Annotated in this window: 26 protein-coding genes; 16 read left to right on the forward strand and 10 right to left on the reverse strand. The window is 61.3% G+C overall.

Translation table 11 applies throughout. The features are described from left to right. The first annotated feature begins 199 nt into the window (after positions 1-199). Positions 200-475 (forward strand): hypothetical protein, encoded by a 276-nt coding sequence (locus tag ACR0K1_RS11745; RefSeq protein WP_480614350.1) that lies wholly within the window; start codon positions 200-202, stop codon positions 473-475. 164 nt (positions 476-639) lie between these two features. Next, the gene (locus tag ACR0K1_RS11750; RefSeq protein ID WP_480614352.1) at positions 640-1,971 is read left to right on the forward strand and encodes an NAD(P)/FAD-dependent oxidoreductase; all 1,332 of its coding nucleotides are present in this window, start codon (positions 640-642) and stop codon (positions 1,969-1,971) included. A gap of 5 nt (positions 1,972-1,976) precedes the next feature. Here the strand turns inward: ACR0K1_RS11750 and ACR0K1_RS11755 are convergent, their stop codons facing one another. Continuing rightward, positions 1,977-2,909: an MBL fold metallo-hydrolase gene (locus tag ACR0K1_RS11755; RefSeq protein WP_480614355.1), complete on the reverse strand. Its 933-nt coding sequence runs from the start codon at positions 2,907-2,909 to the stop codon at positions 1,977-1,979. Positions 2,910-3,025: 116 nt separating this feature from the next. On the opposite strand from ACR0K1_RS11755, the gene ACR0K1_RS11760 reads away from it, so the two are divergent. After that, positions 3,026-3,460 (forward strand): DUF1801 domain-containing protein, encoded by a 435-nt coding sequence (locus ACR0K1_RS11760; RefSeq protein ID WP_480614357.1) that lies wholly within the window; start codon positions 3,026-3,028, stop codon positions 3,458-3,460. A 119-nt stretch (positions 3,461-3,579) separates the two neighbouring features. After that, positions 3,580-4,905 (forward strand): glutamate--tRNA ligase, encoded by a 1,326-nt coding sequence (gene gltX, locus ACR0K1_RS11765; RefSeq protein WP_480614360.1) that lies wholly within the window; start codon positions 3,580-3,582, stop codon positions 4,903-4,905. 27 nt (positions 4,906-4,932) lie between these two features. On the opposite strand, the gene ACR0K1_RS11770 is transcribed toward gltX, so the two are convergent. Beyond that, complete coding sequence (locus ACR0K1_RS11770) at positions 4,933-5,544, reverse strand: gamma-glutamylcyclotransferase family protein (protein WP_480614363.1); 612 nt, start codon at positions 5,542-5,544, stop codon at positions 4,933-4,935. Between the two features lie 95 nt (positions 5,545-5,639). Here ACR0K1_RS11770 and ACR0K1_RS11775 point away from each other — a divergent pair, with 95 nt between their 5' ends. Continuing rightward, positions 5,640-6,086 (forward strand): RrF2 family transcriptional regulator, encoded by a 447-nt coding sequence (locus tag ACR0K1_RS11775; RefSeq protein WP_480614365.1) that lies wholly within the window; start codon positions 5,640-5,642, stop codon positions 6,084-6,086. Positions 6,087-6,088: 2 nt separating this feature from the next. Here the strand turns inward: ACR0K1_RS11775 and ACR0K1_RS11780 are convergent, their stop codons facing one another. Then, positions 6,089-8,617 carry an ABC transporter permease gene (locus ACR0K1_RS11780; RefSeq protein ID WP_480850720.1) on the reverse strand — a complete coding sequence of 843 codons (2,529 nt, stop codon included), beginning with the start codon at positions 8,615-8,617 and terminating at the stop codon, positions 6,089-6,091. After that, complete coding sequence (locus ACR0K1_RS11785) at positions 8,614-9,309, reverse strand: ABC transporter ATP-binding protein (protein WP_480614371.1); 696 nt, start codon at positions 9,307-9,309, stop codon at positions 8,614-8,616. Before ACR0K1_RS11785 ends, ACR0K1_RS11780 begins: the two co-directional genes overlap by 4 nt. 50 nt (positions 9,310-9,359) lie before the next feature. Here ACR0K1_RS11785 and ACR0K1_RS11790 point away from each other — a divergent pair, with 50 nt between their 5' ends. Continuing rightward, positions 9,360-10,001 carry an arylesterase gene (locus tag ACR0K1_RS11790; protein ID WP_480614374.1) on the forward strand — a complete coding sequence of 214 codons (642 nt, stop codon included), beginning with the start codon at positions 9,360-9,362 and terminating at the stop codon, positions 9,999-10,001. A gap of 3 nt (positions 10,002-10,004) precedes the next feature. Then, entirely contained in the window at positions 10,005-10,616 is a 612-nt protein-coding gene (locus tag ACR0K1_RS11795; protein WP_480614375.1) for an SOS response-associated peptidase, read from the forward strand. A gap of 8 nt (positions 10,617-10,624) precedes the next feature. On the opposite strand, the gene ACR0K1_RS11800 is transcribed toward ACR0K1_RS11795, so the two are convergent. From ACR0K1_RS11800 to ettA, 4 genes are all read right to left on the reverse strand, one after another. After that, entirely contained in the window at positions 10,625-11,179 is a 555-nt protein-coding gene (locus tag ACR0K1_RS11800; RefSeq protein WP_480614378.1) for a L,D-transpeptidase, read from the reverse strand. Positions 11,180-11,366: 187 nt separating this feature from the next. Continuing rightward, positions 11,367-11,573 (reverse strand): cold-shock protein, encoded by a 207-nt coding sequence (locus ACR0K1_RS11805; RefSeq protein ID WP_480614380.1) that lies wholly within the window; start codon positions 11,571-11,573, stop codon positions 11,367-11,369. 343 nt (positions 11,574-11,916) lie between these two features. Next, positions 11,917-12,795: a hypothetical protein gene (locus ACR0K1_RS11810; protein ID WP_480614383.1), complete on the reverse strand. Its 879-nt coding sequence runs from the start codon at positions 12,793-12,795 to the stop codon at positions 11,917-11,919. A gap of 83 nt (positions 12,796-12,878) precedes the next feature. Beyond that, positions 12,879-14,546, reverse strand: a complete 1,668-nt coding sequence (gene ettA / locus ACR0K1_RS11815; protein ID WP_480850723.1) for an energy-dependent translational throttle protein EttA — start codon at positions 14,544-14,546, stop codon at positions 12,879-12,881. A gap of 464 nt (positions 14,547-15,010) precedes the next feature. Between ettA and ACR0K1_RS11820 the strand changes: the two genes are divergently transcribed. The 3 genes from ACR0K1_RS11820 to dacB all read left to right on the forward strand — a co-directional run bounded on the left by ACR0K1_RS11820 (position 15,011) and on the right by dacB (position 17,676). Then, positions 15,011-15,478, forward strand: a complete 468-nt coding sequence (locus ACR0K1_RS11820; protein WP_480614388.1) for an MOSC domain-containing protein — start codon at positions 15,011-15,013, stop codon at positions 15,476-15,478. A 32-nt stretch (positions 15,479-15,510) separates the two neighbouring features. Continuing rightward, entirely contained in the window at positions 15,511-16,131 is a 621-nt protein-coding gene (locus tag ACR0K1_RS11825) for a nicotinate-nucleotide adenylyltransferase (protein ID WP_480614390.1), read from the forward strand. Positions 16,132-16,197: 66 nt separating this feature from the next. After that, positions 16,198-17,676 (forward strand): D-alanyl-D-alanine carboxypeptidase/D-alanyl-D-alanine endopeptidase, encoded by a 1,479-nt coding sequence (dacB, locus tag ACR0K1_RS11830; RefSeq protein WP_480614392.1) that lies wholly within the window; start codon positions 16,198-16,200, stop codon positions 17,674-17,676. A gap of 6 nt (positions 17,677-17,682) precedes the next feature. Here the strand turns inward: dacB and ACR0K1_RS11835 are convergent, their stop codons facing one another. After that, entirely contained in the window at positions 17,683-18,105 is a 423-nt protein-coding gene (locus tag ACR0K1_RS11835; protein ID WP_480614394.1) for a tellurite resistance TerB family protein, read from the reverse strand. Positions 18,106-18,320: 215 nt separating this feature from the next. Between ACR0K1_RS11835 and ACR0K1_RS11840 the strand changes: the two genes are divergently transcribed. The 5 genes from ACR0K1_RS11840 (at position 18,321) to ACR0K1_RS11860 (ending at position 23,701) form a co-directional block, all read left to right on the forward strand. Then, positions 18,321-19,895, forward strand: coding sequence for a lysine--tRNA ligase (locus ACR0K1_RS11840; RefSeq protein WP_480614397.1), 1,575 nt, complete (start codon positions 18,321-18,323; stop codon positions 19,893-19,895). A gap of 48 nt (positions 19,896-19,943) precedes the next feature. Then, positions 19,944-20,345, forward strand: coding sequence for a DUF4864 domain-containing protein (locus ACR0K1_RS11845; protein ID WP_480614399.1), 402 nt, complete (start codon positions 19,944-19,946; stop codon positions 20,343-20,345). 137 nt (positions 20,346-20,482) lie between these two features. Continuing rightward, entirely contained in the window at positions 20,483-22,768 is a 2,286-nt protein-coding gene (locus tag ACR0K1_RS11850; RefSeq protein WP_480850727.1) for a glycosyl hydrolase family 28-related protein, read from the forward strand. A gap of 134 nt (positions 22,769-22,902) precedes the next feature. Continuing rightward, positions 22,903-23,229 carry an antibiotic biosynthesis monooxygenase family protein gene (locus ACR0K1_RS11855; RefSeq protein ID WP_480614403.1) on the forward strand — a complete coding sequence of 109 codons (327 nt, stop codon included), beginning with the start codon at positions 22,903-22,905 and terminating at the stop codon, positions 23,227-23,229. Between the two features lie 64 nt (positions 23,230-23,293). Next, complete coding sequence (locus ACR0K1_RS11860; protein WP_480614405.1) at positions 23,294-23,701, forward strand: universal stress protein; 408 nt, start codon at positions 23,294-23,296, stop codon at positions 23,699-23,701. Between the two features lie 3 nt (positions 23,702-23,704). Here ACR0K1_RS11860 and ACR0K1_RS11865 read toward each other — a convergent pair whose 3' ends face one another. Beyond that, positions 23,705-24,187 carry a HugZ family pyridoxamine 5'-phosphate oxidase gene (locus ACR0K1_RS11865; RefSeq protein WP_480850730.1) on the reverse strand — a complete coding sequence of 161 codons (483 nt, stop codon included), beginning with the start codon at positions 24,185-24,187 and terminating at the stop codon, positions 23,705-23,707. A 116-nt stretch (positions 24,188-24,303) separates the two neighbouring features. Between ACR0K1_RS11865 and ACR0K1_RS11870 the strand changes: the two genes are divergently transcribed. Further along, complete coding sequence (locus ACR0K1_RS11870; protein ID WP_480850732.1) at positions 24,304-24,720, forward strand: excalibur calcium-binding domain-containing protein; 417 nt, start codon at positions 24,304-24,306, stop codon at positions 24,718-24,720. Positions 24,721-24,863: the final 143 nt, after the last annotated feature.

Consider the following 24,863-nt stretch of genomic DNA (forward strand, 5'->3'; position numbering starts at 1 on the left):
TCAATCGAGCATGTTTTTGCCAGATTCTGGCTATCTCACTTGTTTGACTGACATTTTTCCGCCACATTTATGCTTGGAAGTTGCCTCATGTGGGGTGGGTGTGACGCAAGGCTGCACAGTTTGCAGATCGTCGGCGAAAGCTGATCTGGATGTGGCGCACCCCGGGGCTGTTTATCTGAGTTAACGGTGTGGTGTTAAAATGTACGAGGAATATGACACGAGCCTTCACGGGCCATTGAGGTACAAGACGATGGAGTCTCCGGCGCAGGAGCTGGATGAAGCCAAGCTGGACGCGGCCATCGCGGATATGCTCAAAGAAGACCGCGTGGTGGACAACAAGGTCGAGCCCATCCGCCGTCCTGAATTCCCGGATCTGAAATCGCAGGAAGACGTGACGGCGCTGGACGTGCACAAGGATGCCGGCTTGTCGGCGGTCCTGCGTCAGAAATGGGCCGAATTCTCGGGCGCAGCTTAAGCACCTTACCTTACCCAAAGTCAGCCCGGGCCCAAGTTCTGGCCCGGGCTTTTGCACGTTGGCCACAGGTTGCGACAATCGTCGCGGCGACCCGGCCAAAGCGGTTGCCTGCATCCGTTTCCTGCGCATCCATAGCGGTCCGAGCGATTGAGTAAGAGCCGTTGATGCCCGGTCCCAAACCGACCCCCGTGGAATCAGACCTGTCTTTGCCCAAAACGGTGGATGTCGTCGTGATTGGCGGCGGCATCATCGGTGCATCGACCGCGCTTGAACTGGCGGAACGCGGTGTCTCGGTGCTGCTGTGCGAAAAGGGCCAGATCGCGGGCGAACAAAGTTCGCGCAACTGGGGATGGGTGCGGCAGGGACTGCGCGACCCGCGCGAAATCCCCCTGATGCAAGAGGCGTTAGGCATTTGGCAGGGGCTGGACGCGCGCTTGGGCCGCCAGACCGGATACACGCAATCCGGCATAGTGTTCGGGGCCTCTGGTGGACGGTCCGCCGGAAATCTGGACCGTTGGATGCGCCATGTCGATGGCCTTCAGACCGGTGCGCGGATCGTTTCGGGTACCGAACTTAACGACCTGTTGCCGGGTCTTCAGAACGGTTCCGATTGCGCGCTTCACATGCCGCAGGATGGCCGGGCCGAGCCGCAATGGGCCGCACCCGCCATTGCGGAAGGGGCCCGCGACAATGGCGCTGTGATCATGACCAATTGCGCCGTGCGCAGCGTCGATATGCAGGCGGGCCGCATCGCCGGGGTCTTTACCGAGCGCGGGCGGGTGGCCTGCGCAGGCGTTGTTCTGGCCGGGGGCGCGTGGTCGCGCCTGTTTGCCGGAAATGCCGGGATCAGCCTGCCGCAGCTAAAGGTGCTGAACACGGTGATGCGCATATCACCCGCCGAGGATGGACCCGAGACCGCGCTGTGGTCCGACGGGTTTGCCATCCGAAAACGGGCGGATGGCGGCTATACGATTGCATCGGGCCACGAAAACACGGTGGATCTGGTGCCCGACAGTTTCCGGCTGGCCTGGCGGTTCCTGCCCGCCTTTGCGCAGGAATGGAGATCGCTCCGCTTCCGCCTGTCCAAGCGCTGGATGGCCGAGGCGGCCGAGGACAGGTCGTGGCTGCCCAGCGACGTGACCCCGTTCGAACATTGCCGGGTGCTGGACCCCGAACCTTCGCAGAAGATTCTGCGCAAAACATGGGCCAAGGCGCGCAAGGGCTTTCCGGTGCTGGAACAGGCTGAAATCGTGCAAAGCTGGGCAGGCATGATTGATGTGACGCCGGACGCTATACCGGTGATCTCGGGCGTGGACACGTTGCCGGGGATGTTCATCGCAACCGGGTTCTCCGGCCACGGTTTTGGCATCGGCCCCGGTGCGGGCCGGTTGATGGCTGATCTGGTGACAGGCACAACGCCATGTGTCGATCCGGCCGCCTTCCGCCTGTCCCGTTTCACGGATGGCTCAAAGGTACGGCCGGACCCGGGGTACTGAGCCCCTTAACCCGCCATCTGATAGCTGACCGGAACAAACCGGAAGCCATCGCCGCGCGTTTCGACATAACCGGCGGCGGGGAAGGGCATGTGATAGCCGATCATCGGCACCTTGTCGGCGGCCAGCAGGCCCAGCACATTGCGGCGGGATTCAGTGGCGGCCGCCTTGTCCATGTCAAACTTGAACCCCCATTCCGGGTGGGCGAAGGACCAGACATAATGGTTGGCCAGATCCGCCGTCAGAATCAGACGCTGACCGTTGCTTTCCAGATGATAGACCGTGTGGCCGGGTGTGTGCCCGAACGCCGACATTGCCGTCACGCCGGATACGACGTCACTGCCATCTTCGATAAAGGTCATCTTTTCGGCCTGCGGTGTCACCTTGGCGGCGACGATATCGCCGACGCGGTTGCCGGCTTCCTGCGCGGACCAGAAATCATATTCCGGCGCCGCGGTCACGTAGCGCGCATTGGGGAAGGTCGGGGCGTCATTTGTGGTCATGCCGCCGATATGGTCCGGATGCATATGGGTGATCACCACGACGTTGATCTGATCCGGGGTAACGCCCGCATCTGCAAGCGCGGCCTGAATGCCGCCCTGCCCAAGCCCTGTGTCGAACAGAACAAGCTCGGACCCGGTGTTGACCAGCGTCGGGGTAAAGGGCAGCTGTGCCTTGTCCGGCGAGATGAAATTTTCGGATGAGACCCGGGCAAACTCCTCATCCGGGACACCGTCGCCGAACATCTCTTTGACGTCGTCGCGCGGAGCGCTGCCATCCAGCAGCGTGGTGACGGTGAAATCGCCCAGCTTGAAGGATCTGGCGATGGTCGAGTTGGCCTTGGCCTCGGTTCCTGCGGCCAGAACCGGGGCGGCGGCGGATGCGAAGGGCAAGGCTGCTGCGGCGCCAAGCGCCGCTCTGCGTGTCAGATTGATGGTCATTTTGGTTCTCCCTGTCAGAACATCAGAACTTGAACTAGGTCGGTCAGTGTCGTCTGCCACTTTGTACCCGCAACACATGGGCTGCGCAGATGAACATTACGTGTTAATATTTGTTCATGCCGCGATCAGAAAACAAAACCGTTCCAACCGGGCTCGGTGTCGAGCGTTTTCTGGACGCGGTCCAACCCGCACGGAAGGCGGACGAGGCGCACATATTGGATGCACTATTCCGTAAAGTGACCGGCTATGCACCGGTTATGTGGGGGCCTTCTATGATCGGATATGGGAAATACCGCTACCGCTACAAATCCGGGCGTAAGGGTGAATTTCTGGCCACCGGGTTTTCGCCCCGCAAGGCGGCGCATTCGATTTACATCATGCCCGGCTACACCGATTTCGGTGATATCCTGTCCCGGTTGGGAAAACACAAGCTGGGCAAGTCCTGCCTGTATGTGAACAAGCTGGCGGATATTGACCTGGATGTTTTGTCCGAGTTGATCCGCGCCGGGCTGGATGATCTGAACGGCGTGTGGCCGGTCGAGCCGACCTGAACCTCTTCATCTTTTTCCAAATACTCTCGCCGAAGGCACGCGTCGTTAGACGCGTTTACCGCCATCTGCTGGACAATCCGCCGATCCTGTGACAAGAGCCGCGCCAACAGGAGACACCCATGACCACCACCCGTTTTGCCCCGTCGCCCACCGGTTACATCCATGTGGGCAACTTGCGCACCGCCCTGATGAACTATCTGATCGCCCGCAAGGCGGGTGGCACGTTCATCCTGCGCATCGACGACACCGACCCCGAGCGGTCGAAGGAAGAATATGTCGATGCCATCAAGCAGGATATGGAGTGGCTGGGCCTGCACTGGGACCGGGTGGAGCGTCAGTCGGATCGTCTGGACCGCTATGCCGAAGCTGCGGATAAGCTGCGCGAGATGGGTCGGTTCTACGAGGCGTTCGAGACGCCGACCGAACTGGACCTGAAGCGCAAGAAGCAACTGAACATGGGCAAACCGCCGGTCTATGACCGCGCCGCGCTGAACCTGAGCAATGCCGAGAAAGAGGCGCTGCGGGGTGAACGTGGCAACGGCGTCTGGCGCTTCAAGCTGGATCACGAACGGATCGAGTGGAATGACGGCATTCTGGGCGATATCTCGATCGATGCGGCCTCGGTCTCGGATCCGGTTCTGATCCGGGGGGACGGTCAGGTTCTCTATACGATTGCATCCGTGGTGGACGATACCGAGATGGGCGTGACCGATGTGGTGCGCGGCTCGGACCATGTGACCAACACCGCAACGCAGATCCAGATCATCGGGGCGCTGGGCGGTTCCTGCCCGCGTTTTGCCCACCATTCGCTGCTGACCGGTCCGCAGGGCGAGGCGTTGTCGAAACGGCTGGGTACGCTGGCGCTGCGTGACCTGCGCGATCAGGGTGTACAGCCGATGGCGCTGCTGAGCCTGATGGCGCGGCTGGGCTCGTCTGATCCGGTGGAACTGCGCGCAGATATGGCTGAACTGATTGACGGCTTTGACGTCAGCCGGTTCGGTGCCGCGCCGACCAAGTTTGACGTGCAGGACCTGTTCCCGCTGACCGCCAAGCACTTGCAGTCTCTGCGGCTGGCCGATGTAGCCGATGCGGTGGCAGATGCAGGGGTTCCTGCTGAACTCGCCGAACCCTTCTGGGCGATGGCGCGCGAGAACATCACCACTCTGGCGGATCTCAAAGGCTGGTGGGAGTTGTGCCGCGACGGGGCCGAGCCGCTGATCGCCGATGAGGACCGTGACTTTATCGCCGAGGCCGTCGCGCTGCTGCCCGAAGGCCCGTTCGATGGCGAGACATGGGGTGTCTGGACCAAAGCGGTGAAAGAGGCCACAGGCCGCAAGGGCAAGGGCCTGTTCATGCCGCTGCGCAAGGCGCTGACCGGGATGGAGCGGGGGCCTGAGATGGCCGCGCTCTTGCCGCTGCTGCAGGTGATCCGCGCGCGGGGGTGAACGCCGTAACCTCAGGGCCGACGACGTCTAGAACTTGAACGAGGCAGGCAGGTTGTCTGCCTCATTTTGTTGGTGCGGTTGGATTACCTTCACCGACGCGCGTTTCAGGCAGTCATCCACGAATGCGGTCTCGTCAGGTTTGAGCTGTTGGTGGCGTGGATATCTCGGCTCGGCCCTGTCATTCAGAACAGGCGCGCCCCAGCCGTCGGTTGTGGCAAAGAAACGGTCGACCCCACCCGGTCCGAATACACGCAGATACCCCTGCACGACGACATCAATGTAGCTGAGCAGCAATGGATGAAGATTGGTTGGCGCATTGTGCCGGTCTTTCGGCACGGCGTAGACCGCGATTTCAACTTCATGGGTCAGCGGATGCGTGACCGATTGCGTCGCGGGAATTCGGTCATAGGCCCATTCCCGCTCGTCCAGCGCGGTCCAGTCGTCTTTGGGCACATGGGCGATCATGCCTTCGATCTCGGAACTGGGATCGGGGATCGCGGTCAGAAAGGCAACCGGGCGCAGGTCGGTGTGCCGCCAGGCCCGCCGCCAGCCTTTCAGTTTTGCGGGCCGGGGGTCGGGGAAGTCGTGCGTCGCCAGGTTCACAAGGCTGCCATAGCCAAAGAAATAGGGGTCTGCCATGGGATGCGCGGTCCTTTGTGAGCGATTGATGTATGTCAAACCGCTTTTTAGTCGGACATGCAATAAGGTTGCATCTTGATTTTCGGGAGGTCCTCATGCGGATTACCAAACGAACGAATATTGCCGTGCGCCTGCTGATGTATTGTGCGGCCCATCCGGACCGGCTGGTGACGAAATCCGAGATCGCCGAAGTATGCAACATTTCGGAGAATCATCTTGCGCAGGTCATCAACCAACTGAGCCAGTTGGAGTTTCTGAGCACCCAGCGCGGACGCAATGGCGGCATGTCGCTGGCGCGCCCGGCGGATCAAATTCAGATCGGCGCAGTTTTTCGCCATGTGGAAGGATCGCTTCCCATCGCTGAATGCTTTGCGGATGCCGACAATACCTGCCCGTTGACCGATGCCTGCCGTCTGCGGCTGGCCCTGCAGGACGCTGCCGAGGTGTTTTATGCCTCGCTCGACGACATCACGCTGGACGCGCTGGTCTGCGACAATGATCCGCTGCTCAAAATCCTGCAGCCGGTCGCCTGTGTGCGCTGAGATCAGTCGCTGGCGCGCAGGATGCGGGCCGGACGGACGGACAATGGACGCAGGGCAAAGACAAGGCTTGCGCCCAGCGTGACGACGATTCCGGCCACGACGATGCCAAGCGCCGAGGGCCAGATGATCGAGAAACTGGTGTCGAAGATATAGGTGGCAACGGCCCACCCGCCCAGAATACCGGCAAAGAGTGCAACGCACCCGGCGGCGGCCCCCAGAAGGATGGCGCGCAGGGCAAAGCTGAGCAGGATGCGGCGTCGGTCGGCCCCCAGTGTTTTCAGAATCGCGGCCTCGTATCGGCGCGCGGGTTCGCCCGCAGCCGCCGCGCCGATCAGGACCAGAAACCCGGTCAGCAGTGACACGCCCGCCCCGTAAGAAGTGGCCGCCGCAATCCCGGCCAGCAGCCCCGAAACCCGGTCGATGGCATCCCGGACGCGGATGGCGGTGATGTTGGGATACTGCCCGGCCAGATCGCGCAGAATGGCGGCCTCGGCCTGTTCTTCGGCATAGACGGTGGCGATGAAGCTATGCGGGGCCCCGGCCAGTGCCGATGGGTTCATCGACATGATGAAACCCATGCCAGCGGTAGAAAAATCAACCTCGCGCAGCGAGGTCAGTTCAGCCGTGATATCGCGCCCCAGAATGTTGACGGTGAGCTGATCGCCCAGTTTCAGGCCCATTTCCTCGGCTTCTTCTGCAGCGAAGCTGACCTGTGGCGGGCCTGTGTAGCCCTCGGGCCACCAGTTGCCTGCGGTGATCCGGGTGTTCTCTGTCGGCAGGGCGGAATAGGTCACGCCGCGATCGCCTTCCAGCACCCAGTGGTCGCCTGCAACTTCGGCGGCGGGGCGGTCGTTGATCCGTGTGATGATGCCGCGCAGCATCGGGGCGCTTTCGATGCGACTGACAGCGGGGTCGGTTTCAAGCCGTTCGGTGAAACCCGGCATCTGGTCCTTTTGGATATCGACAAAGAAATAGGACGGGGCGATTTCAGGCAGATTGCCGGATATCGCATTGCGCAGGGTGCCGTCGATCTGCCCCACCGCCGCCAGCACCGACAGGCCGAGGCCAAGGGACAGGACAACCGAACCGGCCCCTTCGCGCGGGTCCGAGATGGCCGACAGCGCCCAGCGGAATGCAGGCCGTCCACGCGCCCAGGGTGCCCCGGACCGGGCAAACCGTCGGATTGCAAATGCGGATAGCGACAGCAGGATCAGCGCCCCGGCCAGCCCGCCGCTGGTCCAAAGGGTCAGTTGGGTCGAACCGCTGAACCATGCCGCCGAGGCAACGAGTAGAGCCAGACCAAATCCGGTTGCGATGACATAGGTCGCGCGCGGAATGGCGCTGGCCGAGGTCAGCGCGTCGCGGAACAGGGTGGCGGCGCGGACCTTCTCGGTTCTGGCCAGCGGCCAGAGGGTGAACAGGAAGGCGGTTAACACACCATAAAGCGCCGCCTCGGCCAAGGGTTGGGGGTAGAGTGAAAACACTGCCGGCACCGGCAGGCGGCTTTCGAGGATCGGGGCCAGAGCCAAAGGCGCCAACCCGCCCAGCAGCACGCCGATGACGATGCCGATGCCTGACAGGACGGCGATCTGGATCATGTAGGTCTGGAAAATCGTTGCCCGGTCCGCCCCCAATGTCCGCAGGGTGGCGATGGTCTCGGTCTTTTGGGTCAGGTAGGCGCGGACGGCGGCGGACACGCCGATGCCGCCAACCGCCAGACCGGACAGGCCGACCAGCACCAGAAACGCGCTGAGGCGGGTGACGAATTCGGTGATCCCCGGCGCGCCGTTGCGGGCGTCGGTCCAGCGCATGCCGGTGCCGTCAAACGCGGTGCTGGCCTGTGTGGACAGGGTGGCGAGTTCGGCATCGTCCGGCAGGTCCAACCTGTATTTGGTTGAAAACAGGGTGCCGGGGGCCAGCAGGCCCGAGGTTTGCAGGGCCTGCGTTCGCACCAGCGTACGGGGCCCGAGGGCGAACCCGTCTGCCGCGCCGTCCGGTTCCTGTGTCAAAGCGGCCATCAGGACAAAATCCTGCGTGCCAAGGGCAAACCTGTCGCCGATAGCAAGGCCCATGCGGTCGATCAGTAGCGGGTCCATGACTGCGCCGGGCAGGCCATCGGCTCCGGCAAGTGCCGCGGGCAACGGCATTTCGGGGTCCAACGTGACCGCTCCGATCAGCGGATAGGCGTCATCCACGGCCTTGACCTGTGTCAGCGCCCGTTCCGGCCCAGTGTCGCGGGGCGCGATGGCCATGGAGCGGAAATCCACCACCTCGGAAACCTGTTCAGCCGCGCCGTCCATCCATGCACGTTCTTCGGCACTGGCGAAGCGATAGGTGAACTCCATCTGCGCGTCGCCCCCCAGCAACGAGGCGCCTTCGCGGGTCAGGCCAGCCTGAATCGCATGCCGCACCGACCCTACAGCAGCGATGGCGGCGACGCCGAGGGCGAGACAGGCCAGAAAGATGCGAAACCCGCGCAAGCCGCCGCGCAGCTCGCGCCGGGCCAGCCTTCCGGCCAGTTTCAGGCTCATTCCGCCGCCTCGCTCTGGGTGTCTTCGGCAATGCGCCCGTCGCGCAAACGGACAACCCGGTCGCATCGTGCCGCCAGCGCGTGGCTGTGGGTGACCAGAACCAACGTGGCCCCATGCCTGTCGCGCAGCCCGAACAGCAGATCGACTATGGCCGTGCCGTTTGCCTCATCCAGGTTGCCTGTGGGCTCGTCCGCCAACAGGATCTGCGGACGCGGGGCCGAGGCGCGGGCCAGCGCAGTGCGCTGCTGCTCACCCCCCGACATCTGCGCCGGATAATGATCGCGCCGGTGCGACAGGCCAACGGCATCAAGCTCGGCCTCGGCGCGGGCAAAGGCATCCTTGTGACCGGCCAGTTCCAGCGGCGTGGCCACGTTTTCCAGCGCCGTCATGGTCGGGATCAGATGGAAATTCTGAAACACCACGCCCATCCGGTCGCGGCGAAAACGGGCCAGACTGTCTTCGTCCATGCCACTCAGGTCCTGACCCAGCGCGGTCACATTGCCGCCGGTGGCCTGCTCCAACCCGCCCATCAGCATCAGCAGCGAGGATTTTCCCGAACCCGACGGCCCGACCATCCCCAGCGTTTCGCCCTGCTGGACGGTCAGAGAAATGTCGCGCAGGATATTCACCCGCCCGGCATTGCCATCCAGCGACAATGCGGCATTTTGAAGGGTCAGGACAGGATGCGTCATGGGGCTTTCCGAAAGGGACCGGTCATTTGGGATATGGAGCAGTTACAGATTTGCGCAAGACTTTGATCCCGGGGCTGTTTGTATGCTGCGGTTTTGCGGCCACAGCCGAACCCGTGGTGATTGCCGCTTTGGGGGATTCGCTGACCCAGGGGTATGGGCTGGTTCAGGAGGACGGGTTTGTCCCCCAGCTTGAACGCTGGTTGCAGGCGCAGGGCGCAGAGGTTCGGCTGATCAATGCGGGCGTGTCCGGCGACACGACAGCGGGAGGCGCGGCGCGCGTGGGCTGGACGCTGACGCCAGAGGTGGATGGGATGATCGTGGCGCTGGGCGGCAATGACCTTTTGCGCGGAATCGACCCGGCGGTGTCCCGCGCCAATCTTGAAAAGATCCTGACCGCTGCCGAGGCGGGGGATGTTGCCGTCCTGCTGATTGGAATGCAGGCCCCCGGAAACTATGGCGTCGCATACAAGCAGGATTTCGACGCGATGTATCCGGAACTGGCGCAGGCGTATCAGACCCTGTTCGCGCCCGGTTTCTTTGACGGGCTGGCTGCGGAGGGCGATCCAAACGCCGCAGGTCAATTCATGCAACCCGACGGCATTCACCCCAACGCCGAAGGGGTTGCCCGGATTGTCGAGGCGCTGGGGCCTTATGTGCTGGACCTGACAACCGAAGCTGCAAAACGGGAGTAAGCTGTGCCGGGGCGTTTCTTTCTGACCCGACCTTTGTCCGAGATTGCCGAAACCCTCGGCACCCCCGACGTTGCCGCGCAGCCGCCGCGCCGGAACATTCAGCCGGGGCAGGAGGTGATGGTGCTGACCTCGGGCGGGTTGGTGCCGATGCGTTGGGGCATGATCCCGGTGGGTCGGGTTAACGCGCGCGGGCGGCCCGTGATGGAAACCATCATCAATGCCAGATCGGAAACCGTGTTTGACAAAACCGCGTTCGAGGGCGTGGGCCGCGCGGTGGTCCCCGTGGACGGCTGGTATGAATGGACAGGTGAGAAGCGCCGCAAAACCGCATGGCGCATTGCCTCGGCAGATGGCGCGCCTTTGTTCTTTGCCGCGATCACCGACAGGTGGCAGGCTCCGGGCGGTCTGACGGTTGATCAATTCGCGGCGGTCACCTGTGAGCCGAATGGCGATGTGAAACCGATCCATCATCGCATGGGCGTCTTGTTGGATCGGGATGGGGTGGATGTCTGGCTCACCGGGTCCGAGGATCAGGCAAAGGCCCTGGCCCAGCCGTGGCCGGACGGGCTGTTGCAGATCGAAGAAGCGACGGATGTGGATTGGACGGCGCCCTGAGCGGGTGCTTAGACAACCGTCACAACCGTTCCGATCGGAACCCTGTTATACAGATCAATGACGTGCTCGTTCAGCATGCGGATGCACCCGTTCGATGCGGCGCGCCCGATGGTCTGCGGTTGCGTGGTTCCGTGGATGCGGAAATAGGTATCGACCCCGTTCTGGAACAGATACAGCGCCCGCGCGCCCAGAGGGTTGTCGCCGCCGCCGGGCTGGACATAGTCGTTGTCCTTGAACTTGGCGTAGGCCACGGGATCACGCTCGATCATCTCTTCGGTTGGCCGCCAGGTGGGCCATTCCTTTTTGACATCGATTGTCGCGGTGCCGGTGAATTCCAGCCCCGCCTTACCAACGCCGCAGCCATAGCGGACCGCCTTGCGCGGCTCGGTCACGTAATACAGGTAGAACGAGCGTGGAACGACCAGAAGCTGGCCGGGGACAAACTGCTTTTTGATCCGCACAAATTGCGGCGTCGGGTCGTATTCGACGGCCTTCTTGGCGCTTGCGACTCCGGGCAGCAGGCTGGCTGCCGTTCCGGCCAGAAATACGCGGCGAGTGAACATTGCGAACCCCTTCAAAGGATCAAATAAATCTTAGCACTATTTCAAAATGATAGCTGATTTGGTCAATTGTAGGGCGAAAATAACTGAAAATTGATGTGTTCTGCGTGCCACTCTGACCATTGCCAGTGGCAGTGCGCAGGGCGCGTAAATGAAAAGGGTGAGAGAAACCCCTCACCCTTTCAGAAGCTTATGCAAGCTCGATATTGTCGGCGCTTTCGCGGCCATCGCGACCGGCGCGCAGTTCGTACGTGACTTTCTGGTTGTCAGCCAGACCGGTCAGGCCCGAGCGTTCAACGGCAGAGATGTGCACGAAGATGTCTTTGCCGCCCTCTTCGGGCGCGATGAAGCCGTAGCCTTTGGTGGTGTTGAACCATTTTACGGTGCCTGCGGGCATATCCGTTATCTCCTGTTTTGTGCTGCCCACGGGGATGCGGCAGCCTGGCGTCGTCGTCTGTATCGATAGACTGAGCGCCGTGAGAGGAGACAGCAGGTCGAAATAGAAAAACGTATGCCCTTTGGATATGGCATCGGCGAGGGCGTGTGGCAAGGGTGGATTGGGCGGAATTCACTTTGCTTTCAGGGCCCAACGGGCGTTTTGGTCGGAAATCCGCCGAGCAATTGGCATCTGGCCGCGTGGCCGTATTCGTAGGTTCGTCGCGATTTCCGCGTGGGCGGGGGCGAAATATCGGGTTGTTTGCACCCTGCGCCCGGCACCGCGGGATGCGATTCCGCCAGCGTCATGCGCCGGGGTTCAACGCCTGACGGCAGTTCCGGGCAAGCGTCCCGTTCAGCGCTTGCTCAAGCAGGCTGCCCGACGGAAGCTGGTCATAGGAGTTTGTTTCGGGGTTCCAGTACGGGCCGCACGCCTTGCGCACCATTGAGCCGAAGAAGTGGATGGATTCGCTGTGTTTCGGATAGGCGAGTGGAAACCCGATGGGATCGTGCGTGTTCTTTCGAAGTTTAGGAGCCCCGAACGGATAGTGGACCCGAGGGGGGATAAGGTCCGATTGCTGGTGATCCCGGGCCAGCAGGGTCAGCAAGATCGGGCCGAAAAAGTTCCGCGGAAGGTCGTCGGAGAAGAAATTCACCTGTCCCAACCTGTCAAACATGTCCCGTGCCGATTTGTTTTCGACACCGGTTTCCACATTGGTGTCCCAACTGTCACGGAATTGGATTGTGTCGGCGGAGGTCAGCGACAGGTAGTCGGCAATCAGATCCGAGGCCGGGTTCAGATACATGACGCCGTTCCACAGAAACCGGGTGCCATCCCGGAACGCGCGCCCAATCGTGATCAGGTTTTCCTCGAAAGTGACCGGCTTCAACAGATAGACATCGCAATCGATCCAGACCAGATTTTCCGCCTGCATCATCTTCAGCCGGAACAGATCGGAAAAGCGGGCTGTATGCGTTGAAAGTATGCGTTCCAAACCGTCTGTCAGGGCCAGAACCTGTGACGCGTGCCGCAGGGCGACCCCGTCCGGGACGCCCGCAACACACGGGTCGTAGGAATACAGGGTGATCGGTTGACCGGCCTGCACGAAGGACGACAGGCAGGCCTGTTCCAGCGGGCCGAGGGATGGACCAGACCAGAAAGTTCCGTAACCGTTATGGCCCATGACCCGGTCCCTTTTGGAGTGGCCGGCTATTCAGCCTGCGGACTTGCATTTATCTTGATCATCGCCACCCATCCCGCCAGGTGTCACCGCGCAAACTTCTTATGCTTCAACCGCTTGGGCTCCAGCGCGTCCGGTCCCAGACGGCGCTTTTTGTCCTCTTCATAATCCTCGAAGTTGCCCTCGAACCACTCCACATGGGCGTCGCCCTCGAAAGCCAGAATATGCGTGCAGATCCGGTCGAGGAAGAAGCGGTCGTGGCTGATGACTACGGCGCAGCCGGCGAAATCGACCAGCGCGTCTTCCAGTGCGCGCAGGGTTTCGACGTCGAGATCGTTTGTCGGTTCGTCGAGCAGCAGGACGTTGCCGCCCTCTTTCAGCAGACGCGCCATGTGGACGCGGTTGCGTTCACCGCCGGATAGCAGCGAGACCTTTTTCTGCTGGTCGCCGCCCTTGAAGTTGAAGGACGAGCAATAGGCGCGGGAATTGACCTGCGCGTCGCCCAGTTGGATGATCTCGGCCCCGCCGGTGATCGCCTCCCACACCGAGTCGTTGTCTTTCAGGTCGTCGCGTGACTGGTCGACATAGGACAGTTGCACGGTATCGCCCAGCGTGATCGAACCGCTGTCGGGCTGTTCCTGACCGGTGAGCATCTTGAACAGGGTTGATTTACCGGCGCCGTTGGGGCCGATGACGCCGACGATGCCGCCGGGGGGCAGGGCGAAATCCAGCCCTTCGATCAGTTGCTTGTCGCCCATGTGTTTCGACAGACCCTCGACCTCGATCACCTTGCCGCCAAGGCGCTGGCCCGAGGGGATGACGATCTGCGCGCGCGTGAGCTTTTCGCGTTCGGACTGCTCGGCCAGTTCGTTATAGGCGTTGATGCGGGCCTTGGATTTGGCCTGACGGGCTTTCTGACCCTGACGCATCCATTCCAGTTCGCGCTGCAGGGTTTTCTGCTTGGACTTGTCCTCGCGCGCTTCCTGCTCCAGCCGTTTGGCTTTCTGTTCCAGCCATGAGGAATAGTTGCCCTCGTACGGAATGCCGCGGCCACGGTCGAGTTCGAGGATCCAGCCGGTGATGTCATCCAGGAAATAACGGTCGTGGGTTACGATCAGGATGGTACCCTTGTAGTCGATCAGGTGCTGTTGCAGCCAGGCGATGGTCTCGGCGTCCAGGTGGTTCGTCGGTTCGTCCAGCAGCAGCATGTCGGGCGCTTCCAGCAACAGCTTGCAGAGCGCCACGCGGCGTTTCTCACCACCCGAGAGGTTGGCGATGTTGGCATCGTCCGGCGGGCAGCGCAGCGCCTCCATCGAGACGTCGATCTGGCTGTCGAGGTCCCAGAGGTTTTCCGCATCGATGGCGTCCTGCAGGGTGGTCATTTCCTCCATCAACTCGTCCGAGTAATTCTCGGCGATCTCCATGGCGATCTCGTTGAAGCGGTCGACCTTGGCCTTTTTCGCGGCCACGCCCAGCATGACGTTTTCACGGACAGTCAGAGATTCATCCAGTTGCGGTTCCTGTGGCAGATAGCCGACCTTGGCGCCCTCGGCCGCCCAAGCCTCACCGCTGAAATCGGTGTCGAGGCCCGCCATGATCTTCATAAGCGTCGATTTACCCGCGCCGTTGACGCCGACAACACCGATTTTCACGCCGGGCAGAAAGCTCAGGTGGATGTTTTCAAAGCACTTCTTGCCACCGGGATAGGTCTTGGAGACACCCTGCATGTGGTAGACATATTGATAGGCGGCCATGTCGCGTCCTCTGGGTCGGGGAAATTGGGTTGGGCGGTGTGATAGCGGATGCGGTTGGTGGGGGCAATGTGTTTGGCAGCGCTGAATAATAGTGTGCGATGCTAATGTTGTAAGTTATCGTGAAGGGGTTTCATCAATGTCCTATTGGAGTTGACGTATTTGTTAGTCTCAGCTGATTTTCTAGGTTCCTTAGTTGATCTGGCCGTAGCCGCTTTGGCCATTTTCGCGACATTTCGAATAGCCAGGTTCTGGTCGAATGTTGTGCGTGCGCGCTCCCAAATTTTTAACGAGCCTGTTTCGCCAGCGGACCATATTCGTATTCCTATTCCGGCTTCGAGGAGCAATAGCAGCCCGCAAGATGTTGAATTTCGGAAGTACTGGTTCGGTGCTTTTAGAAGGATGTTGCTAGAGGTAACGATCTCTTGGGGCATGATTTATTTTTTGCAAATTAACTAGGTAACTGAATGCACCTGAAGAACTTGATTTCCGGTTGGGCGCAACCGGGTCGTGTCGATTGGATCGGCGTGCGACCAGATCGGCGCGCAGAGATTCAGGATGTGAAGACTGTTTTAATTTCTGCCGACGGCCTAGAAGGTGACCGCGCCCGCGCGGGCAAGCGGGCGGTGACCTTGATCCAGCAGGAGCATCTGGCGGCGATTGGCTCTTATCTCGGGCAGGGGCCGGTGGCACCCGACATTCTGCGGAGAAATCTGGTGGTGTCGGGGATCAATCTGGCGGCGCTCAAAGGGCGTGAGATGCAGGTGGGTGAGGCCATCCTGCGCTTGACCGTGATCTGCGCGCCCTGCAGCCGGATGGAGGAGGCGCTGGGCAAAGGGGGCTATTCCGCCGTGCGGGGACATGGCGGGTGGTGTGCCGAGGTGGTGCAGCCCGGGCAGGTCCGGCTGGGGGACAAGGTGCAGCCGGTTGATTGACAAGCGGCCTCAGTTCTGAACATCAGCGAAGGATGGAGCGGTACGGGATTCCATATGCGCGCCCCGGGCAGGTCGTGGGGCTGTTCGGCGGGTCTTTTGATCCGCCGCACAAGGGCCATGTGCATGTGACGCTTGAGGCGATGAAGGCGTTCGGGCTGGATCGGGTGTGGTGGCTGGTCTCGCCGGGCAATCCGTTGAAGGACCGCGGGCCCGCCCCGCTGGCGCAGCGGATGGAGGCGGCGCGGGCGGTGATGCAGCACCCGAAGGTCGAGGTCACGGATATCGAGGCGCTGACGGGGACGCGGGCGACGGCGGACACGCTGGCGGCTTTGCAGCGGCTTTACCCCGAGGTTCGGTTTGTCTGGCTGATGGGGGCGGATAATCTGGCGCAGTTTCACAAGTGGAAGGACTGGCGGCGGATCATGGACAGCGTGCCGGTGGGCGTTGTGGCGCGTCCGGGGGACCGGATTTCGGCCCGGATGTCGCCGGCGGCGCGGGTTTACGCGCGGTACCGCATCGACGGGCAGGCGCGGCAGTTGCTGGGCCGTGCGCAGGCCCCGGCGTGGTGTTTCGTGAACGTGCCGATGGTCGACGTCAGCTCAACGGATCTTCGCAATCGCGGCATCTGGGCAGATGGGGTGTTGCCGGAATAGCCACACCGGTCGCATAATCTCACGCGATGGTTGTTAGATTTTAGTCTCTGGGATTTTAATTGGCGCATGGTTGATCGTATTTCGCGTCGTTTGTTTCTGGCGGGATTGGGGGCTGCTGTTGTCCCCGGCACGGCATTGGCCGGTGCGCCGCTGGAATCCCTGCGCCCACGCCTGCGCGGCAAGCAGGTCAGCGGGGCAGAAAGGTTCATTCGGGCCGCAGGGCTGAAAGGCGACGTAGTGTTCGCCGTGGCCGATGTGGAAACCGGCACAGAGCTTGAGGTGTTCGGCGGCGAGGCAGGCCTGCCGCCCGCCAGCGTCGCCAAGGCGCTGACGGCGCTTTATGCGCTGGACGTTCTGGGGCCGGAGCATCGATTTGAAACCAGGCTGATGGCCGATGGGCCGATCGAGAATGGCATCCTGAAGGGCGACCTGATCCTTGTGGGCGGGGGCGATCCTTTGCTGGACACGGACGCGCTGGCCAGCATGGCCGCCAATCTGCGTGAGGCCGGGATTATCGAGGTGCGCGGCGCCTTCAAAGTCTATTCGGGTGCGCTGCCTTACGTGTTCAGCATCGACCCCGGGCAGCCCGATCATGTCGGCTACAGCCCGGCGATCAGCGGCATTTCCCTGAATTTCAACCGGGTGCATTTCGAATGGAAGCGCGATGGCACAAAGTATGACGTGACCATGGATGCGCGCAGCGCCAAATACAGGCCCAGTGTTGATATGGCGGCCATGCAGATCGAGGCCCGCCGCCTGCCGATCTACACCTACCAACCCAGTGCGCGGCAGGACCGTTGGACCGTGGCCAAGGCAGCCTTGGGCAATGGCGGCGCACGCTGGCTGCCGGTGCGCAAGCCGGCGCTTTACACGGGGGATGTGTTCCGCACCCTGGCACGGGCGAACGGGATCGTTCTGGGTCGGGTTCAGGTGACGCGCGAGGCTCCGCAGGGCACGGTTCTGGTGGTGCATCAGAGTGACCCGTTGAAGAGCATTCTGAAGGGCATGCTGAAGTATTCGACCAATATCACCGCCGAGATGGTTGGCCTTGCAGCGTCAAAGGCGCGCGGGGCAGAACCGCAGAATCTGCAGGACTCCGCCGCCGAGATGAACCGGTGGGCCGCCGAGACCTATGGCGCGAACCGGATTGCGATGGTGGATCATTCGGGGTTGGGGGATGCCTCGCGCATGGTGCCGGGCGATCTGGTGTCGGCGCTGGTGGCGGCGCGAAAGACGGGTGCGTTGCGCCCCTTGTTGAAGTCGTTTGCGTTGACCGACAAGCAGGGGCGCACGGTTCGGGATCATCCGATCAAGGTCAACGCCAAGACGGGAACCCTGAATTTCGTGTCGGGCCTTGGCGGGTTTCTGACAACCGCCGATGGGTCGGAATTGGCCTTTGCCATCTTCACCGCAGATGTAGACCACCGCGCGACGATCCCTCGGGAGCATCGCGAGCGTCCGGAAGGCGCGCGCAACTGGAACCGGCGGTCGCGCAAGCTGCAGCGCGCGTTGATCGAACGCTGGGGTGCGCTTTACGGCAGTTAAGGCGGATCAGACCACGTGACGCGCACGGGCCCCACGCTCGATGGCGGCGGCGTGCAGGCGGTCGATGTTCAGCTCGTAGCGGATTTCTTCCAGCAGGCGCAGTTCGGTCTCGGCCAGTGACCCGTCGGCGGCAGCCACGTCGCAGGCCAGCGCATAGGCGGTTTCGTGAAGACGTTCGGGCAGGTTGTCGCGGATCAGGCCGAACAGTGCATCCAGCCCGTCTTCCTGCTCGAACAGGTCGAACACGATCTGCGAGACTCGGCGGGTGCGGTCGATATCGTAACCGGCAAAAACGGGCAACATATTCACCGCGCCTTCGATCTTGACCAGTTCGGCGGTGCGGATGTTTTCGTCCGAAGCCGAGACCGCGACCATGATGGCCACAAGACAATCCTGGGGGGACATGGGGTGGGGCACTTGCTCGGTCATCGTGTGGTCCTTGATAAGGGTGTTCGAGGACGGAAGATATGAGGCAGAGCGGGCAGGTTCAACACATTGTTTTTTGGCGCATGTGCGCGAAACCATCCGCCATTCCAAAGGAAACACGCCTCGGCTCATTGACTCATGCTGCACTGGCACAATAGGAGGGGTCGGTCGATTGCACAGGGCAACCGGCAGTTTTTTCGGATGGAGCTGATAGTCAAATGTCTGACCTGCGTGAAACCGCGATGACGTCCAAGGCCTGGCCTTTTGAAGAGGCGCGGCGGGTGCTCAAACGCTACAGACAGGCGCCGCCGGAAAAGGGGTATGTGCTGTTTCAGACCGGCTATGGCCCCTCGGGACTGCCGCATATCGGCACGTTTGGCGAGGTCGCGCGGACCTCGATGGTGCGGCATGCGTTCGAACAGATCAGTGACATTCCGACCAGGCTGATTTGTTTCTCGGACGATATGGATGGGTTCCGCAAGGTTCCGACCAATGTGCCGATGCAGGAAGAGCTAAAGCAGGACCTGCATCTGCCGCTGACCAAGGTGCGTGATCCGTTCGGTACGCATGAGGGCTTTGCGCAGCACAACAATGCGATGCTGTGCGAATTTCTGGACAGTTTCGGGTTTGAGTACGAGTTTGCCTCGGCCACCGATTATTACACCAGCGGGCGGTTCGACGAGATGCTGCTGACCGCGTTGGAGCGGTTCGACAAGATTCAGGAGATCATGCTGCCGACGCTGGGCCCCGAGCGGCGTGAGACCTATTCGTGCTTTCTGCCGGTCAGCCCGAAAACGGGCCATGTCCTGCAGGTGCCGACGCTGGAGCGGAACGTCGCCAAGGGGACGATCGTGTATCAGGAACCCGATGGCGAGAAGGTCGAGATTCCGGTCACGGGCGGCAACGTCAAGATGCAGTGGAAGCCGGACTGGGCGATGCGCTGGGCCGCGCTGGGCGTGGATTATGAAATGTCGGGCAAGGACCTGATCGACTCGGTCACGCAATCGTCCAAGATCTGCCGGGCGCTGGGCAAACAGCCGCCCGAGGCGCTGAGTTATGAGCTGTTCAACGATGAGCAGGGGCAGAAGATTTCCAAGTCGAAGGGCAATGGCCTGTCGATGGAGGAATGGCTGACCTATGCCGCGCCCGAAAGCCTGTCGTATTTCATGTATCAGAAGCCCAAAACGGCGAAGCGGCTGTATTTTGATGTCATCCCCAAGGCGGTGGATGAATATCATCAGCAGTTGCGCGCCTATCCGGGTCAGGAATTGAAAGCGCAGTTGAACAACCCGGTTTGGCACATCCATGGCGGGGACGTGCCGGAATCGACGCTGATGGTGCCCTTTGCGATGCTGCTGAACCTCGCGTCGGTCTCGGGGGCCGAAGACAAAGAGGCGCTGTGGGGCTTTGTCCGCCGCTATGCGCCCGAGGCCACTGCGGAATCGCATCCCGATCTGGATCAGGCGGCCGGGTTTGCGGTGCGGTACTTCAACGATTTCGTGAAGCCCACCCGCCAGCACCGCGCGCCGACCGATCAGGAACGTGAAGCGCTGGAGGCGCTGAAAGCCGCGCTTGCGGCCTATGACGGGCCCATCGAGGATGAGGCGCTGCAATCGGTGGTCTATTCCATCGGGCGCGAGCGGTTCGATCCGATGCGGGGCTGGTTCACCGCGTTGTACGAGGTGCTGCTGGGGGCCTCGCAAGGGCCTCGCTTTGGCGGGTTCATCGCGCTTTATGGCGTGCCCGAAACCATCGCCCTGATCGACAAGGCGCTGGCCGGAGAGTTGGTCTGATTTGACCTGAACCCGCGTGGGGCTACCCTTGCAACAGGAGGTGGCCCCATGCGTCGTGTTTTGCTTGCCCTGTCCCTGAGCGCCGGACTGGCCTCGGGCGCGTTTGCCCAGAGCGCCGAGATCGAGGCCAATATCTCGGCCCAGATACAGGCGTTCAAGGCGGATGATTTCGCCACCGCCTTTACCTTTGCCAGCCCCAATATCCAGCGGTTGTTCGGGAACCCCGAAAACTTCGGCACGATGGTGCGCAATGGCTACCCGATGGTCTGGCGACCTGCGGATGTGCAGTTTCTGGAACTGCGCGAGGTGGCCGGTTCGCTGTGGCAGAAGGTGATGGTCGTGGATGGTGATGGCCGGGTGCACATTCTGGATTATCAGATGGTGCAACAGGAAAACGGCTGGAAGATCAACGGTGTGCAGTTGCTGGGGAACTCGGACCCGGCGGCGTGATGCAACACCGCCGTGACGGTGCTGTGAGCGGCGGTTAACCCCCTTTCGATACTCAGACTTTCGCGTTCGGGCTGGACCTGAACACGGGGTTTGAACGTGCCGCAGACAAGGGCGGCGCGATTGGGAAAGGGATTTTCATGAACAAGGCAATCACCGACGGCATCGTGTTCATGCCGCCTGTTTTCGCGAATGGTCTGGGGGTCTGGTCTGCGGGTGATGGCACGCCCGGGTCGCCGACCTATGACGGATCGGGCACCGGGGCCTTTGTGCCTGCGGATGCGGATTTTGGCGGCTGTCTTGAGATTCTTAAGGTCAGTACGACGCAGAAGCTGCGGTATATGGGGCAGACGCCCATGTTCCCCGGCTGCTATCTGCAGATCAAAGCGCGGGTCAAGGCGATCAGCGGACCGCTGCCGCAGGTGCGTATTGCCGCGTGGGCCGGTGGGGCCGGGGATGCGCATGTGGCGGGCGTGATCGAGCAGGGGCAGGCCACCCAGCTTTCCGGCTATGGCACCGTGCACGAGATCACGGCAATCGTGGGTTCCGGGCGGCGTCCGGGGGTGGATATGCCCTGGGGTGTTGCGGCGTTGTATGGACATTTCGGGTTGGATATCGAGGGCGCGAACGGGGCTTTGGTGCGCGTCGATGATATCGAGATAACGGATGTCACCGGCGTGTTCCTGCGCGAGATGATCAGCGTTGTGGATGTGCGCGATTTCGGCGCGGTTGGGGATGGCGTCACGGATGATTCCGCCGCGTTCGAGGCGGCGGATCAGGCGGCAGGTGGCCGCCGGGTTTACGTTCCGCAAGGCACCTATCATCTGGCCGAGAACACCAGCATGGCCGCCGAGATGGATTTCGAGGGCACGGTGACAATGCCCGACGACAAGATGCTGCTGCTGACCGGGGACTTTGACCTTGCGGCCTATATCGCGGCCTTGGGCGATGAAGAACTGGCGTTCAAAAAGGCGTTTCAGGCGCTGCTGAACAACTCGGACCATGAATCGCTGGATCTGGGTGGGCGCAAAATCTCGGTTACCGCTCCGATCGATATGGCGGCCGCGGTGCCGAACAAAACGGGCTTTTCGACGCGCCGGGTGATCCGCAATGGTCAGTTTGATGTCAAATCCAGTTCGGCCTGGGATACCGAGACCTTCACCTCGGTCGCGAGCTATGATCCGTCGGATTCCAAGCGGCTGACGAATGTGGTGAATGTGGCGAATATCCCCGTGGGGGCACTGGTGCAGGGCAGTGGCGTCGGGCGTGAAATCTATGTGCGGTCCAAGGATGTGGCCGCTGGTGAGATCACGCTGAACGCGCCGATTTACGATGCGTCGGGAACCCAGACTTTCACCTTTGTGTCGTTCAAATATCTGCTGGATTTCAGCGGCTTCGGCACGCTGCGCAAGTTCGGGATGGAGCAGATCGAGTTTCAGTGCAACGGGCGCTGCAGCGCGATTCGGCTGGCCCCGTCGGGTAGCACGTTCTCGGTGTCGGATTGTTTCATCAGCCGCCCGCTGGACCGTGGCATCACCTCGATCGGGACAGGCTGCAAGGGCATGCTGATCGACAATTGCCAGTTCCTGTCTTCCGAGGAATCCTTTGACGTCACCGACCGCAAATCGATTGCGCTGAACACCAGTTCGAACGATGTGAAGCTACGGCACAACCGGGCTGTACGCTTCAAGCATTTTGCGGTGCTGGGCGGCGACAACAACATGGTTCTGGGCAACCACTTCTTTCAGGGCGACAGCATTCCGCAGGGTGTCCGGACGGCTGGCCTGATCATGATCGGGACCTATAACAGCTCGACCATGGCCGAGAACTACGTGGACAACTGCTTTATTCAATGGACGAATGAACGCGACGCGAATCCCACATATGTCTCGGGCTATTCGTTCAGCGCGATGAGCATCACGGATAATATCTTTAATTCCAGCGAAGCGCCGCCATGGTTCAGCTATATCGTCATCCGCCCGCATGGTCCGGGGCATTTCCTGAACGGGCTGGCGGTGACCGGCAACAAGTTCCGGGCCAGCAGCAGCGATATTCAGCGGGCCGAACGGGTCGACACCACTTTTGCCGATCTGAACAAAGACCGGCATGTGAATGTCACCTTCCAAAACAACACCTATCACGGCGTCAACAACAAGGCCCAAAACCCGCTGCGTTTGCGTTATTCGCAAAACAGTGCAGCCTCGGCCTGGGCGGTCTGGTCGAGCGGGCAGTTGCCTTTCGATGGCAAGGCGCGCAGTTGCGATGCGGTAACGGCCCTGGGGCCGCTGCGAAATACCTTCGGGTCCTTTCGCTATTTAGCGCCCTACGTCGAGCTTGAGCACGGCGTCAACGGCAACGGTCTGTTGCTGCGCTGGCCAGAGAGCGTCAGGGGTGAAGTATCGGTCCTGATGCGGATGGAACGTTGAATTGCCCGGGTGGCTGTTTGGAAACACGCGGCCACCCAATGCGCGATCTTTGTGAAACCGCGTTGAAAAGCAAAGGAAAGGGGCGACGTTTGAAATTCCTGTGCTAGGCTTGACCCAGTCAAAGGAGAAGCCAGATGCCCACGATTTCCAAAAGCGCCAGCATCCAGACTGTCATCACCACGTTCGAGATGTCACCGGGGACATGTCAGGATTTGCTGGAGGCGCTGACCGATGCGTATGCCGAATTCATCTCGAAGCAGCCCGGCTTCATATCGGCTGGGCTGCACGTGAACGACGCCCAGACCCGGATCGCCAATTATTCGCAGTGGGAACGGCGCGAGGATTTTCTGGCCATGCTGCGCTCGACCGAAATGCGCGACCGCAATCGCAAGATCAACGAATTGTGCAGAAGTTTCGAGCCGGTCATGTATGACGTGGCAGAAACCTTTGACGTTTCCTGACCTGAATCAAGGCCACGGTGCAAAACCCGCTTCACTCTGAGGAAGTACTGCGGAGGCTTGCACCATGTATCACAACATTCTTGTCCCGATTTCCTTTGATCCCGAGAGGGATACCTCTGGCCCGCTGAAACTGGCCCGGATGCTGGGGACCCCCGACGCGCAGGTGACGTTGCTGCATGTGGTTGAACATATCCCGAACTACGTGATTTCATACATGCCCGCCGAGTATCTGAGTGAAGCGCGTAAAGCGATTCAGGCCGAGCTTGATGATCTGGCGGCCAATCTGCCCAATGCGAAAGGGCTAGTGATCGAAGGTCATTCGGGCCGCTCCATTCTGGATTGGGCCGAGGCGAACGGGCCGGATCTGATCATTATGGCCTCGCACAGACCCGGGATGCAGGACCTGTTGCTGGGGTCCACGGCCTCCCATGTTGTGCGCCATGCCAATTGTGCGGTGCACGTTGTGCGGTGAGGGTCAGAAATCCGAGGCGGCAAGACGATAGGCCTTGCCGAAACCGCCGTTCAAAACCCCGTCCTGAATGTCGAACCGGGCGAAGACAAAATCCGCGAAGTCGATATAGAGCTTCGATTTGGGGCGCAGGTTCAGAAATCTGGCGCGCAAGTCCTCATGATCTGACGTGCCCCGCGCCACCTTGCGGGCAATGGCGTGCAGTGTCAGCCGGGGATGCGTCAGGGGATCGCCCGTGTCCTGTGGCTCGCCAATCAGCAAGGCACAAGACGGGTTTGCCTGCAGCGCCCGCGAGTGATCGGAAAGGTCCGAAATCAGCGTTATGGGGTGGCCGCGCTCATCCGCGGCCAGCGCAATCCGCGATACCGAAGGGCCGGCCACATCCGGGCGCAGAACGGCGAGCGCGGCGAAACGGGCCCCCGCAATCAGGTCCCGCGCCTGGGCGCGTGCGGCGGTATCTGTTGGCCTGTAAGGGTCGTCTTTGGTCACGGCATTCGGTCCGTCAGGGTTTCTTGATGATACCGGTATGGCACACCCGCTGCTGGTAAATCTGATTTTTTCAGACTTGCCTCGGCTTTGCCATATACGTCGCCTAAAACGAGATCATGTTGCTTGGAAAACCCGCCGGGAGTGAGGGCGATCCGCCGCCCTCAAGACGTCAGCGCCGTGCCGAGGCGGTGCGGCGGCAGGCGCTGTCGCCGGTGCGGATACTCACGATGGTTCTTGCGTTGCCGCTGACCACCGCGGTGATTGGCGTTGGTGTCTACATGCGGGTGTCGGATTACGAGCGCAATGAAGCGGTTGTTCATCTGATCGCACTGGCCGGATGCGACGCGGCCGAGGCCCTGGGGCTGGGCCCGTTCCGCAGGGGCCAGCCGGGATATCACAAGCACAACGATCCTGACAGGGATGGTCTGGCGTGTGAGAAATATGCGCCTGCCCTGGCCACTCACTCGGCCCCGCAACGGGGTGAGGGGGCAAAGGCAAGGATGGTCGGCAACGCCAAATTTGTGCGGCCCTGAACCCAACCGCCTTTTGGTTGATCCAAGGCAGCGGGAAAACCGCTAAGCCTGTGAAGCTGAGGGAATTGCCCTGAACGTGTTAATCTGCGCGCGGTGGGGGCCGTTTTGGTGCCGCCAATGGGCAATTTCGCCCTGAAACGGAG

The organism is Ruegeria sp. F5 (assembly GCF_056533845.1).